The sequence below is a fragment of the Tsukamurella conjunctivitidis genome, from assembly GCF_007858475.1.
GTDB lineage: Bacteria > Actinomycetota > Actinomycetes > Mycobacteriales > Mycobacteriaceae > Tsukamurella > Tsukamurella conjunctivitidis.
Genome location: NZ_VIGX01000017.1, coordinates 13,590 through 27,030, shown reverse-complemented (window position 1 = coordinate 27,030; position 13,441 = coordinate 13,590). Strand labels below are relative to the sequence as shown.

At 71.3% G+C, this 13,441-nt stretch carries 12 protein-coding genes and 1 riboswitch; of the genes, 1 reads left to right on the top strand and 11 read right to left on the bottom strand.

Features of this window, described 5'->3' with window-relative positions; all coding sequences use genetic code 11:
• Nucleotides 1–7: 7 nt before the first annotated feature.
• Nucleotides 8–1,234, bottom strand: coding sequence for a type III polyketide synthase (locus tag FK530_RS20075; protein WP_146488752.1), 1,227 nt, complete (start codon nt 1,232–1,234; stop codon nt 8–10).
• 10 nt (nt 1,235–1,244) lie between these two features.
• On the bottom strand, nt 1,245–2,639 hold the full coding sequence (locus FK530_RS20070; protein WP_166443321.1) for a fatty acid desaturase: 1,395 nt from the start codon (nt 2,637–2,639) through the stop codon (nt 1,245–1,247).
• A gap of 493 nt (nt 2,640–3,132) precedes the next feature.
• Here FK530_RS20070 and FK530_RS20065 point away from each other — a divergent pair, with 493 nt between their 5' ends.
• Nucleotides 3,133–3,954 (top strand): LppX_LprAFG lipoprotein, encoded by an 822-nt coding sequence (locus tag FK530_RS20065; RefSeq protein WP_158645156.1) that lies wholly within the window; start codon nt 3,133–3,135, stop codon nt 3,952–3,954.
• Between the two features lie 63 nt (nt 3,955–4,017).
• Here FK530_RS20065 and FK530_RS20060 read toward each other — a convergent pair whose 3' ends face one another.
• The 9 genes from FK530_RS20060 to FK530_RS20020 all read right to left on the bottom strand — a co-directional run bounded on the left by FK530_RS20060 (nt 4,018) and on the right by FK530_RS20020 (nt 13,420).
• Nucleotides 4,018–5,025: an ABC transporter substrate-binding protein gene (locus tag FK530_RS20060; RefSeq protein WP_146488749.1), complete on the bottom strand. Its 1,008-nt coding sequence runs from the start codon at nt 5,023–5,025 to the stop codon at nt 4,018–4,020.
• On the bottom strand, nt 5,026–5,790 hold the full coding sequence (locus FK530_RS20055) for an ABC transporter ATP-binding protein (RefSeq protein ID WP_146488748.1): 765 nt from the start codon (nt 5,788–5,790) through the stop codon (nt 5,026–5,028).
• Entirely contained in the window at nt 5,791–6,831 is a 1,041-nt protein-coding gene (locus tag FK530_RS20050) for a FecCD family ABC transporter permease (RefSeq protein ID WP_410468426.1), read from the bottom strand. It abuts the gene before it with no gap.
• A gap of 36 nt (nt 6,832–6,867) precedes the next feature.
• Nucleotides 6,868–7,004: riboswitch (cobalamin riboswitch) on the bottom strand.
• Nucleotides 7,002–7,898: a 3-methyladenine DNA glycosylase gene (locus FK530_RS20045; protein WP_146488747.1), complete on the bottom strand. Its 897-nt coding sequence runs from the start codon at nt 7,896–7,898 to the stop codon at nt 7,002–7,004. (Overlaps the previous riboswitch by 3 nt.)
• On the bottom strand, nt 7,895–8,968 hold the full coding sequence (locus FK530_RS20040) for a hemolysin family protein (RefSeq protein WP_146488746.1): 1,074 nt from the start codon (nt 8,966–8,968) through the stop codon (nt 7,895–7,897). Before FK530_RS20040 ends, FK530_RS20045 begins: the two co-directional genes overlap by 4 nt.
• Entirely contained in the window at nt 8,961–10,304 is a 1,344-nt protein-coding gene (locus FK530_RS20035; RefSeq protein WP_146488745.1) for a hemolysin family protein, read from the bottom strand. Before FK530_RS20035 ends, FK530_RS20040 begins: the two co-directional genes overlap by 8 nt.
• 137 nt (nt 10,305–10,441) lie before the next feature.
• Nucleotides 10,442–11,881, bottom strand: a complete 1,440-nt coding sequence (guaB1, locus tag FK530_RS20030; protein WP_146488744.1) for a GMP reductase — start codon at nt 11,879–11,881, stop codon at nt 10,442–10,444.
• A gap of 46 nt (nt 11,882–11,927) precedes the next feature.
• Nucleotides 11,928–12,431, bottom strand: a complete 504-nt coding sequence (locus FK530_RS20025) for a TM2 domain-containing protein (RefSeq protein ID WP_146488743.1) — start codon at nt 12,429–12,431, stop codon at nt 11,928–11,930.
• A gap of 47 nt (nt 12,432–12,478) precedes the next feature.
• Nucleotides 12,479–13,420 (bottom strand): M56 family metallopeptidase, encoded by a 942-nt coding sequence (locus FK530_RS20020; protein ID WP_146488742.1) that lies wholly within the window; start codon nt 13,418–13,420, stop codon nt 12,479–12,481.
• Nucleotides 13,421–13,441 lie beyond the last annotated feature (21 nt).

Here is a 13,441-nt window from a genome sequence, read left to right as displayed (position 1 = left end):
GGCGCGCTCATTCGCCGGACGTCACGACGTCGAACAGGAAGCCCTCCACGGTCACGCCGGGTGCGAAGGAGAAGGCCATGCCGGTCGACGGTGCGCCGCCGTCCCGGCCCACGTTCGCCAGCAGGCGCTCGAGGACGAAGAGCAGCGAGACGCTGAGCATGTTCCCGTGCTCGGCGAGCACGTCCCAGCTCAGGCGCGACGCCTCGTCGGGCAGGCCCAGCGCCGTCGCCGCGGATTCGATGATCTTCGGGCCGCCGGGGTGGATCGCCCAGTGCGCGATCGTGTCCCGGTCGATCCCGTTGCGCGCCAACACCCCGTCGACCACCGGGGCGACGCCGTTGACGATGTACTGCGGCAGCGACTCGGCGAGCTCGCACGTGATGCCGTTCGCGTTGACGCCCAGCACGATCCCGTCCTCGGCGGCGTCGAGCAGGTGGCTGAAGGTGTCGCGCACCACGATCCGGCCCGCGGGCAGGGGATGTCCGACCTCGCTGGCGCCGATCACCGCGGCGCCGCAGCCGTCGGCGAACAGGCTGGAGATGACCACGTCGTTGGGGTCTCCGGAGAAGACGGCGTTCACCGAACTGAGCTCCAGGCAGATCATCAGCGACTTGCGGTCCGGGTGGGCGCGCACGTAGTCAGTCGAGACGCGCAGTGCGTTCATCGCGGCCGCGCAGCCCATGAAGTTGATGACGACGCGGCTCGTGCCCGGCGCGAGACCGAGCGCGCGGATCACCGCGACGTCGACGCCGGGCGCGAGGAATCCGGTGCTGGTGACGAAGACCAGCTGGCCGACGTCCGCGGGGTCGAGGTCGCCCAGCGCGCGGCGGGCCGTCTCGATCGCGAGCGGGGCGGCGTGCTCGTAGAACAGGTCCATCCGCTCGCGGACGGTGTCGGGGCGGGCGCTGAACTCCGCGAACTCGGGCGTGAGCGGGTCGATCGCGAGGTGCCGCTCGGCGACCCTCGTCTTCGCGTAGACGCGGCGGATCCGCTCGGCCTGCTGCGGATCGTCGAAGCGGGCGGCCACCCGGTCGGCGGACTCCGTCTGGTCGTAGGTCCGCGCGGGGGAGCCCGTCGCGAGCGATTCGATCACCGCGACCGAGGTGGGCGGCGCGGGCGGCGCACCCAACCAGAGGGGGCTGTCGGCCGGAATCCCGGCACCGTGGGTGGCCGACTCGGTGGTCTCCAGGAGATCCTGCTGCGGCAGAACGGTCTGCTGGTCCGGGGTGTTCATGGTGATCTCCTTACACCGTGCCGATGCCGGTGAAACCGGCGACGACGTACGAGCCCGAGGTCTTGAGCGCCTGGGGCGAGAAGTGCTCGCGGAAGAAGCCGTGCCCCTGTTCCTGGGCGGGCCGCGACTTCTGGCCGAGGAAGGTGTTGACCTGATCGGGGAGCCGGTCGAAGAAGAAGCTGCGGCGCGGCAGCCACTCGACGCCGAACTTCGCCGCCTCCTCCGCCATCAGCTCCTCCGTGGCGATGTTCGCGTAGCCGCTGCGCTGATACGGCAGCACGTGGTGCACGCGATGGCTGGACAGGCCGGCCGACAGGAAGCAGTCCACGTAACGGTTGCCCGAGATCTTCAGGTCGTAGGCCTGGTTGAGCTGGTTGATCGCCCAGTCCTCGGTCTCCACCTCGGGGAGGTCATCGACGTCGGTCTCGAAGTCGTGGCTCGCGACCACGAGGAAGGTGCTCACCCAGAGCACGGCGACGAACTGCGCGACCCACGCCCACACGTCCCCGAGGAACAGGAACAGGAAGAACTCACCGATGAGCAGAGCGCGCATGGCGAACGCGCCGATGAAGTGGGGGAGGGCGCCGCGCAGCGAGCCGTACATGTCGGCCACGCCGACCTGCCGCGTGAGCTTGACGATCTCGAACAGGCGCATCGTCATGCCCGTGGCGGTGTGTCCGAACTTGTGCAGGGTGTGGATGGGGACGCGGTACCAGCGCGGGATGTCCATCATCATGGTGAAGACGTTCTTCTTGATGTCCACCTCGCTCTGCGTGTGCGGGTGGTGCAGCAGTGCGTGCCCGTCCGCGGTCACGAAGGACAGCGCGACGTAGTTGATGTCGAAGGCGTTGACGAGCACCTTCGTGGCGCCCTTCTGGGCGCGGTGGATCGCGTAGTGCCCGAAGCCCGCGAGCGAACTCCGCAGCGCGACCATCAGCAGCACGAACAGCCAGATCGGCATCCACGACGGGACGCCGAGCCGGGTCGCGATCACCACGACGTAGGCCACGGCGAGCGCGGCCGCGGTGATGTTGAACCAGCGGTCCATCCGCTGCACGCGCGCCTTCATCGCGGGCTCGCGCAGGCGCGCCTTGACGGCGTGCAGAAGGTCCTTCGGATCGTCGAAACGGTAGCGCGGGGTGTCGCGCCAACTGTCGAATCCGTCTTTGAAGAGGAAGGCCGGTGCATTGTTCTTCGGGTGCACGTCCTCGACGCGGGCGTCGCGATCGAGTGCGAACCGTTCCAGCATCTTCTCGATCTTCTCGGGATTCGCGTGGTACGACCCGATGATCGACGTGATGTCACGATTCTTGGACCGCCCGATGAAGAATTCCCCGCCGGGATGCTTGTTGATCCATTCCGAGAGATCGTAGGCGCGGCCTTTGTAAACCCATACGTTGGACAACTGCGGTCCGCCGCCGGGGCCGGGTTCCCGGCCGAGATCGCGGGGCCCGGGGTCGCCGCCCTCGGTATCGAAATCGCGGCCGCGAGGGCCTGCGGGGCGCCGTCCGGGGTCGCGCTGGTCGGAGCCGGAAGCACCGTCGCGACCTGCGCCTCCGCCGCGTCCCGGGTCGGTACCGCGCTCGAGATCACGGGGGCCGGGATCGGCCGTGCCGCGCTCGGCGGGCGCCGGTGGCGGGGTGGGGTTGATCGACACTTCTCGTTCCTCCTGAGCACTGCCGGATTCGGCGGTTGTGTAGACCGTCTCCGGTCACGCTAATGGATCGCTGAAGGTGCGCTTGCCGCTACCTTCCAGTGTCCGGTTTGTCGGGAAACGGGGCGGAAGAATGCTTCGATCGACTCCGGAATTCATGCATACTTCTTCCGTGAGGGCGGGGCTTCCGTCCTTTCATTCGGCCCCGGGCGGTTCCGCCCGGACAGATTCCAGGGGGGAACCCATGAACCTCAAGGCATCGCGGGCGGCTGTAGCGCTGCTCGCCGCCGGCGCGCTGGTGCTCACCGGCTGCGCTGACAAGAAGTCCGACGACGGCGGCGCGACGGCGACCACCGCCACGGCGGCGAGCGGAGCCTCGGGCTCACCGACGGCGGCACCCTCGGTCGATGCGAGTGGCCTGCCGACGGTCCAGATCGTGCAGGATGCGGCGCTGGCTACCCGGGAGACCTATTCCGAGCACCTGACCCTCGACGTCGACAAGGGGATCCAGGGACTTCCCGTCACCAGCGTCGTCGGCGACATCATCTCCTTCAAGGACACCAAGCGCGTGGCCGCCCAGGGCGACGCCAACGTCCGGGTCCAGGACAACTACGTGCAGACGAAGTTCGTCGTGATCGACGGTGTCATGTACGCCAACCTCGGTGGCGCCAAGTACCAGCCGATGGGCAAGACGGGCGAGAAGGGCGTCTACGACCCGGCGATCATCCTGGACCTGGAGAAGGGGCTCGCGAAGATCCTCGACTCGGTGCAGAACCCCAAGGTCGACGGTAAGGACACCGCCAACGGTCTCAAGACCGTCAAGGTCACGGGCACCGTTGCCACGCAGGTCCTGGATCCGCTGCTGCCGCAGATCACCGACATCGCGACCCGCGGCAACGCCGGCGCCACGCTGCCCATCACCCTGTGGATCGTCTTCGACCCGTCGGCGAACCCGCAGCCGAAGCCGAACGTCACGCGGATGGAGGTCAAGCTGAAGGAACTGCCGATCACGCTGAACCTCACCGAGTTCGGTAAGGACGTGAAGATCACCAAGCCCGCCACGTAGAAGTACACCGGGCGAGTACTGCAGGAGAGCCGGACCTTCGGGGGGAGGTCCGGCTCTTCGCTGTCAGAAACCCTTCGAGCGCAGGTACTTCCCCAGCGTCTCGACGCTGCCCGGGGTGCGCGGGCCCTCCACCCAGCCCGCGTAGGGGATCACCACGACGTTGCCCTCGCGGACGGCGGTCGTGTTCGCCATCAGCGGCTGGGACTTCAGCTGCGCGATCTTCGCGTCCGGCGTGTTCTCCGGGCCGACGCCGTAGTCGACGATGGCGATGACCTGCGGGTCCCGCTGCGCCGCGGCCTCCCAGGAGGCCGTCGTCCACGAGTCGTCGAGGTCGGCGAAGACGTTCTCGCCGCCCGCGTTCTCGATGATCGCCTGCGGGGTGCCGGTGCGGCCCGAGGTGAACGGATCGGGGGAGGCGCTGTCGAACAGGAACACCCGCGCCTTCCTCCCCGACGGTGCGGCGGCCCGCACCTCGTCGATCCGGGCGCGGTACTCGGCGACCAGCTTCTCCGCGCGCTCCGGTACTCCGAACAGGGTCCCGAGGTTGGCCAGGTCGGTGAACAGGGCGTCGAGCGGCGGCATGACTCCGCGGCGCGTGCTGCCGGCCTGCCGACACGCCTCGGTGAGCTGATAGGGCACGGCGCCGATCTCCCGGATCCAGTCCGGCGTCACCCCGGTGGTCTCCCTGAAGCCGTAGTTCCAGCCCGCGAAGACGAAATCCGGCCGGGCCGCCTGGATCGTCTCGCGGGTGAAGGCCGTGCCGAGATTCGGAGCGCGGTCGAAGTCCGCCTTCCACGGCGACGTGTTGTAGTCCACGTGCTTGCCGTCGTAGGTGGTGTAGCCCGCGATCCGGTCGGTCAGGCCCAGCGCGAACAGGATCTCCGCGGTCCCGGTGTCGTTGACCACCACCCGGTTCGGCGTGCTGCGCACCGTCAGCGGCGCCCCGCAGTTGGTGACGGTGGCGGGCTCGCCCGACGCGGGCGACGGTGCTGCCTCGTCGACCCGCGCGCCGCAGCCCGCGAGCAGCACGGACGCCGCGGCGACCGCCGGCACGATCCTGGGTGTTCTCATCTACCGTCCTTCGTCGAAGATGACCTGGGGCACTCCCAGGCGGGGATGGGGCACGACGTGCGCCCCGATGTCGAAGTACCGCCGCAGCACGGCGGGGATGAGGATCTCTGCGGGGGTGCCGGAACAGGCCAGCGCGCCCTCGGACAGCACGTACAGGCGGTCGCAGTACTGCGCCGCGAGGTTGAGGTCGTGCAGCACCGCGATCACGGTGACGCCCAGCGCGCGGGCGGCGCTGAGCACCGCGAACTGGTGCCGGACGTCGAGATGGTTGGTGGGCTCGTCGAGCACCAGGACCCGCGGCTCCTGCGCGAAGGCCCGCGCGATCAGCACCCGCTGTGCCTCGCCGCCGCTGAGCGTGCCGAAGTCGCGGCGCGCGAGATCCGCCGCGCCGGCGGCGGCGAGCGCACCGTCGACCGCCCGGCGGTGCGCGGCGAGCGGGACGTCGCGGCGCCGGTGCGGCAGGCGACCGGTCTCGACGATCTCGCGCGCGGTGAAGCCGATGTCGAAGGGCGCGTGCTGCATGACGGCGGCCACCTGGCGCGCGTTCTCACGCAGGCTCACCGTGGTCACGTCCCGCCCGCCGACGGTGACCGTGCCGGCCGCGGGCGTCAGCACGCGGTAGACGCAGCGCAGCAGCGTGGACTTGCCGCTGCCGTTGGGGCCGACGACGCCGATGAACTCGCCCGTGGCGGCGGTGAGACTGATGTCGTCCACGATCCGCGTGCCGCCCAGTTCGACGCCGACACCGCTGTACTCCACTCGCATCTATGCGCTCCCGACGGTGCGCCGGCGCATGAGCGCGATGAACAGCGGCACTCCCACGGCCGCGGTGATCGCGCCGAGCGGCAACTCCTGCGGGGGTGCGACGGTGCGGGCGGCGATGTCGGCGAGCACCAGGAAGACGGCGCCGAGCGCGGGCGCGATCACGAGGACGCGGCGGTGGTCGGCGCCCACGAGGAGCCGCGCGACGTGCGGCACGACGAGTCCCACGAAGCCGATCGCACCGCAGACCGAGACGATGATCCCGGTCATCGCCGCGGTGAGCACGAACAGCGCCGAGCGGTACCCGGACGCCGAGAGCCCGACGGAGATCGCGACCTCGTCGCCGAGGGCGAGCGCGTTGAGCTTGCGCGCGCCGTACCGCAGTGCCACCAGCCCGATCGCCACCGTCACCGCGAGCAGCCCCGTGGTGCGCCAGGTCGAGGGGGACAGGCTGCCGAACAGCCAGAACATGACGGTGCGGGCGGCGTCGCCGCGCGGAGCGAGGAAGACGAGCACGGTGGTCACCGCGGAGAAGCCGTAGGCGAGGGCGGTACCGGTGAGGACGAGGCGGAGCGGTGTGAGGCCGCCGCCGCGGTAGGCGATCGCGTAGACCAGCGCGGTCGCGCCGAGGGCGCCCAGGAAGGCGGCGGTCGGCAGCGCGTAGAGACCGAGCGTGCCGAACACCCCGAACAGGGCCACCGTCGTCGCGCCGACGGAGGCGCCCGAGGAGATGCCGAGCACGTACGGGTCCGCGAGCGCGTTGCGCACCATCGCCTGCACCGCGACGCCGATCGCGCTCAGCCCCGCGCCCACGATCGCCGCGCTGAGGACCCGGGGGATCCGCGAGTCGGCGACGATCCGATAGTGCGTGGCGTGCTCGGCGTCGACGACGCCGCCGGTGAGGAACGCCCAGACGTAGCCGGTCGAATCCCGCCACGGGATGCGCACGGTACCCAGTAGTACGCCGAGCCACATCGCGGCGATCAGAGCGACGAGCAGGCAGATCAGCAGTACGGCCACACGGCGCGACGAGACGACTCGCACTCCGCGACTCCCCTCGGGTCGGTGAGCACCGCCCGGCTCCGGGCGGTCGCGGCGGCAGGTATCGGGCTTTCACGCGCTCACGTGAACACCGTTGCGGGGCAGCCCCGGATTGGCACCGGGTTCCCTCTTGCGCCGTGGGCTCGCGCCCACGGACCGTCGCTGGAGGCAGTCTAGGCGGGGGATGCGGACATATCGGAGGCGGGCCGCTCGCCGGGCCAGGCGCGGACCACGTCGAGGAGCCGCGCCCGGATCGGCGCGGCCCGCTCGGCGAGGGCGACCTGCTGCCGGACGTACTCGCGCCGGCCCTCGGGCGTCTCGATGGCGATGGGCTCGAAGCCGTACTCCGCGAGGTCGTACGGGCTGGCCCGCATGTCCAGTTCGCGGGCGTCGCGGGCCAGGTCGAATGCGTCCGCGACCAGGCCCGACGGCGCGCCCGGCGTCAGCTTGAAGGACCACTTGTAGAGATCCATCCCGGCGTGCAGGCAGCCGGGCTGCTCGGAGTCGACCTGCCCCTCCCGGGTCAGCGGCGTCGCGTTCCGCGGCGCGGCATCGGGCGTGAAGAACCGGAAGGCGTCGTAATGGGTGCAGCGCAGGCTTCCCGCGCGGACCACCTCGTCGGTGCCCGCGGGCCCCAGGCGCAGCGGCACCGGGTGCCGCGCCTGGTCGGCCTCGCGGTAGACCATGGCCCATTCGTGCAGCCCGAAGCAGCCGAAGACGGGCGCCCGGGTGGCGGTGGCCTCGAGGAGGCGTGCGACGTACGCGGCGGTACCGACGCGCCGGGCGAGCACTCGGGGGTCCGTGCGCACCCGGGTGCCGGCGACGGCGTAGCCGCGCGCGCCGTCGAACGCCTCCGCCGCCCGCGGACCGTCGAGCTCGGTGCCCAGGCCCGGGTGCCAGCGCAGCAGGTGCGCGGGGCGATGCCCGTAGTACGTGAACAGGAAGTCCCAGACCGGGTGCTTCTCGCCGCGCGCGGCGCGGCGGCGGTGTTCGGCGACGAACGGGGTCAGGCGGTCCCGGTGGGCCGCCGCGCGGGCCTCCCACTCGGTGTCCGAGAGGACCTCCGTCACACCCGATGCGTCCCGTCGCGCACGGTGCCCACGAACTCCTCGACGACGTCCTCCAGCGCCACGATGCCGATGGTGCGGCCGTGGTCGTCGGCGACGGCGGCGAGGTGCCCGCCGAGGCGGCGCAGGTCGCCGGCCGCCTGATCCAGGGACAGGCTCCCGTCGACGACGGGGAGCGGGCGGATCCGGCTCGCCCCGATCACGGACTCCGGGCCCACGGAGCTGTCCATGATGTCGGGCAGCACGTCCTTGACGTGCAGGTAGCCGGTGAAGGCGCCGTCGCTGCTGCGTACCGGGTAGCGGGAGTAGCCCGTCTCGGCCACGGCGGACTCGATGTCGCCGAGCGTCGGCCCCCAGACGCCGTTCGTGCCCTGCACAGCCTGCAGCCCGCGGATCTCGGTGAGCGGGATCGCGACGTCGGCGACCGTGCGGCGCGAGGTCTGCAGCGCGCGGGTCAGCCGCACCCGCTCCTCCGCGTCGATCAGGCCCTCGTCGTGGGATTCGGCGATGAGCACACTCAGCTCACCGGCGGAGACCGTGCTGTCCAACTCGTCGCGCGGCTCCACGCCGCCCGCGCGCAGCACCAGCATCGCCAGCCAGTTGTAGACCGCGATGAGCGGCCGCATCAGGCGGACGAAGGCGACGTGCGGCGGCACCAGCAGCATGGCGGCGGCCTCGGGGCCGGCGAGCGCGATGTTCTTCGGCACCATCTCGCCGAGCAGGATGTGCAGCACCACGACCAGGCCGAGGGAGACCGTGAACGAGATCGGGTGCAGCAGCGCCTCGGGGACGTGCGCCCAGGCGAGCGGCTTCTCCAGCAGGTGCGCGATGGCCGGCTCGCCGACCTTACCGAGCAGGATCGAGCAGATCGTGATGCCCAGCTGGCAGCCCGCCAGCATGAGCGAGAGGTTCTCCGAGGCCTTGATGACGGCCTTCGCGCTCGACCGGCCCTGCTCCACGAGGGCTTCGAGCCGGTCGCGGCGGGCCGCGATCAGCGCGAACTCGGCGGCGACGAAGAAGGCGTTGGCGGCCAGCAGCAGCACGGTCAGGGCGACGCCCAGGAGGTCATTCATGGGTCACCTCCACCAGGTCGACGCGGCGTCCGTCCATCCGGGCCACGCGCGCCGTCCACTGCGGGGCCTCCGCCTCGTCCTCGTCGACGGACGGATGCTGGGGCAGTGGGACGCGGTCGCCGACCGCGGGAATGCGGCCGAGCAGGAACATCACCAGGCCGCCGATCGTGTCGTAGTCGCCCTCCGGGGCGCGGTAGCCGGTGTCCCGCTCGAGCTCGTCGATCCGGAGCAGGCCCGAGCACAGGAAACCGTCGTCGGTGCGCTGCACGTCCACGGGCTCGTTCGCGTCGTGCTCGTCGCGGACGTCGCCCACGATCTCCTCGATGAGGTCCTCGACGGTGACGATGCCGGCGGAGCCGCCGTACTCGTCGACGACGAGGGCCATCTGGAGGCCGTTGGCGCGCAGCTGATCCATCAGGGCGTCGCCGTCCAGCGTCGCGGGCACGACGGGGGCCACGGTCGCGATGTCCGAGACGGTCACCGTCGCGCGACGGTCCGCGGCCACCGTCAGGGCCTGCTTCACGTGCACCAGCCCGATCGTGTCGTCGAGATCGCCCCGGACCACGGGGAACCGGGAGTGGCCGGACTCGATCGACAGCGCGACCAGGTCGGCGACGGTGTCGTCCGCGTCCAGCGAGTGGATCCGCTGCCGGGGGGTCATGAGCTCCTCGGCGGTGAGCTCACCGAACTCGAGGCTGCGGCCCACGAGCTCGGCGGTCATCTCGTCGATCGCGCCCTGGGCCGCCGAGTTGCGGACGAGGGCACTGAGCTCCTGCGCGGACCGCGCCGAGCTGAGCTCCTCCGCGGGCTCGATGCCCAGGCGGCGGACCAGCGCGTTCGCGGAGCGGTTGAGGAAGGAGATGGCGAACCGGAAGGTCGAAGAGAACAGCGACTGCGCGCCCGCGGTGAGCCGCGCGGTCTGCAGCGGCCGGGCGATCGCGAGGTTCTTCGGCGCCAGCTCGCCGAGCACCATCGACAGCGAGGTCGCGATGATCAGCGCCAGCACCAGCGTGAGCGCCGCCGACCAGACCTCCGGCATGCCCGTCCACTCCAGCGCCGGGCGCAGGAACTTCGAGAGCACGGGCTCGGCCAGGTAGCCGGTCACCAGCGTAGTGATGGTGATGCCGAGCTGCGCGCCCGAGAGCTGGAAGGACAGGGTGCGGTGCGCGTTCTGCACCTGCTTCGAGCGGCGGTCCCCGCGGTCGCGCACGTCGGCGTCGACCGTGGACTTCTCGAGCGCGGTGAGGGAGAACTCCGCCGCCACGAACAGCGCGGTGCCCACGGTGAGCGCGAGGAAGCCGACGATGGCGCCGATCGTGATCAGCGCGCTAGCCATCGACGGGCACCGTTCGTCCCGTCGTCGGTGGAGTCTGTCGTCGGCGGCGTTTGCCCGGTCTTCGGACCTTCATGTTCCTTCTCAGCGGTGGGGGATCGCGTGAACGCAGTGTAGCCGGGCGCGGGTGTCCCGGCGGATCACCAGCCGCCGGGCAGCGGGCGACCCTCGGCGAAGCCCGCGGCGCTCTGCACGCCGACGGTCGCCTTCGCGTGGAACTCCGGCACCGTGCGGGCTCCCGCGTAGGTGAAGGAGCTGCGCACGCCCGAGGTGATCCGGTCGAGCAGGTCCTCGACGCTCGGGGCCTCCGGGTCGACGCGGATCCGCGAGCTGGAGATGCCCTCCTCGAACAGCGACTTGCGGGCGCGGTCGAAGGCGCCCTCGCCGGCGGTGCGGGCGGCGACGGCGCGCTTGGAGGCCATGCCGAAGCTCTCCTTGTAGGCGGAGCCGTCCGTGGCGTACTTCATGTCGCCCGGAGACTCGTAGGTGCCGGCGAACCAGGAGCCGACCATGACGTTGGAGGCGCCGGCGGCCAGCGCCAGCGCCACGTCGCGGGGGTGCCGCACGCCGCCGTCGGCCCAGACGTGCGCGCCCAGTTCGCGGGCCGCCGCGGCGCAGTCGAGCACCGCGCTGAACTGCGGGCGGCCGACACCGGTCATCATGCGGGTGGTGCACATGGCGCCGGGGCCCACGCCGACCTTGATGATCGTGGCGCCGGCGTTGACCAGGTCGCGGGCGCCGGCGGCGGCGACCACGTTGCCCGCGGCCAGCGGCAGGCCGAGGTCGAGGGCGGCGACGGCCTCGAGCGCGTCGAACATCTTGGCCTGGTGGCCGTGCGCGGTGTCGACCACCAGCACGTCGGCGCCGGCCTCGGCGAGCGCGCGGGCCTTCGCCGCGACGTCGCCGTTGATGCCGACCGCGGCCGCGATCCGGAGCTTCCCGGCACCGTCGACGGCGGGGGTGTAGATGCCCGCGCGGACCGTCGCGGTGCGGGTGAGGACGCCGTGCAGGCGGTCCTGCGCGTCGACCAGGACCGCCAGATCGGAGTGGTCCTTCTCCAGCATGTCGAAGACCGCCTCCGGGGCGGTGCCGGCGGCGGCGCAGACGAACGAGGCGGTCATGACGTCGCGCAGGCGGGCGAAGCGGTCGACGCCCTCGCACGCGGCGGAGGTGACCAGGCCGACGGGGCGGTCGTCCTCGTCGACGATCACGACGGCGCCGTGCGCACGCTTGGGCAGCAGCGCGACGGCGTCGCTCACCGAGTCCTCGGCACTGAGCGTGACCGGGGTGTCGGCGACGAGGTCGCGGCTCTTGACATAGGAGATGGTGTCCGCCGCGGCCTGCAGCGGCAGGTCCTGCGGCAGCACGACGATGCCGCCGCGGCGCGCGACCGTCTCCGCCATCCGGCGGCCGGCTACGGCCGTCATATTGGCGACGACGAGAGGGATGGTGGTGCCGGTGCCGTCGTCCGACGACAGATCGACGTCGAATCGGGAGGTCACGTCCGACCGGTTCGGGACGAGGAAGACGTCGTCGTAGGTCAGGTCGTACTGCGGGCGGCTATCGGGAAGGAACTGCACGTGGGGTCATGCTAGCCCACGTGCGGCGAGAATCCGGCATCGACGGTCAGGACTGCAGCACGCGGCCCTGCGGGTCCTTGACGCTGCCCGTGAGGATCAGGATGGCGTCGACGAGCGCCCAGAGGCCGCCGGCCATGAAGAACAGCATCGCGAATACCCAGCCGATGCCGAGCGTGAGGAAGCCGGCGAGGAAGAAGAACCAGCCCACCAGGTTGATCGCGAGTTGGAGCCCGCCGATCAGGCCGTAGCCCAGGTAGAACCGCCCCGCGCCGAAGCCGCCGAGGAACAACTGGAGGAGACCGGCCGCGACCTTGGACTTGTCGGACAGGGGCAGACCCGTGGCGGGATCCACGCCGTATCCGCCCCCGATGCCGTAGGCGGGCTGCGCGTAGCCCGGCTGTGGATATCCCGGGTACGACGCGATCTCCCCGTAGCCCTGCTGCGGGTACACCGGGTACGCGGGCTGCGCGGTCCCGTACTGATGGGGCTGCTGGTACGCCGGCTGCCCGTAGGGCTGCTGCGGCGAGTACGGCTGCTGCGGATCGGTCATCGTGGTCCTCCTCGTTCCCCCAGGAGCGCCCAGCCTAACCCGCTCCGTCAGTGCGTGAAGAGGCGGTAGATCTCGGTGAGCCAGGGGACCGCCACGGCGACGGTCGGGACGACGAGGATGAGGCCCGCCAACAGGTACACCGCCGCGCTGAAGAGGTTGCTGGCCGGCGGCATCGACAGCCGCTCGACGCGGACCACGGTGCCGGTCGCGCCGACCGCGAGCGCGCCGCGTGGTGCGGGGCTCTGCGCGCAGGTGACGAGGGCGTTGGCGAGGGGGACCGGTCCCGCGGCGGCCACGGCCTCGTCGTCGGCGAGCAGCTCGACGAGCAGCTTGACCGAGTCGAGCGCCGCGGAGGAGCGGACGACCTTGGGGAAGGCGTGATGGACGGCGGTGAAGGCCTCCAGCACCAGGTCGTGCCGAGACCGCAGGTGCGCCCGCTCGTGGGCGAGGACGGCGGTGAGCTCCTCGTGGCTGAGCTGATTGAGGGTGCCGACGCTGAGCACGACGCGCTGGCGGAGGCCGGGCAGGCAGTACGCGAGCGGCTGGTCGACGCCGAGTACCCGCAGGTCGGCGGCGGAGACCGGGTGGTCGTCGTCGACCGCCTGCGACAGGATGTCGACGACGGTGCGGTGCCTGGCCCGGCGCCGCCGGGTGCGGATCGCCAGCCGCACGGTGGAAGTGATGAGGCGCGCGCCGACCAGCAGAGTGAGGGCGAAGGCCACGACGGCGACCACCCAGGGGACCACGCCGAGCTGGCGGATCTCGTCGATCGGGTTGGTGGTGGGCCGGCCGTCGGCGCCGGGGACCAGAAGCCAGCTCGCGATCACCAGGCCGGCGCTGAACGCCGAGAGCACCGCGGCGAGCGCGATCGCCTGCCACAGCACGAGCGCGGCGCGGGGGGCGCGCAGAGGCCAGGCGGCGCGGGAGAGCCCGGCGGGCACCGGCCCCGCGAGCAGCAGGGCCAGCGCTCCGAAGATGAAGGCCGCCATGAGGTCGAGCCTACTGGTTGA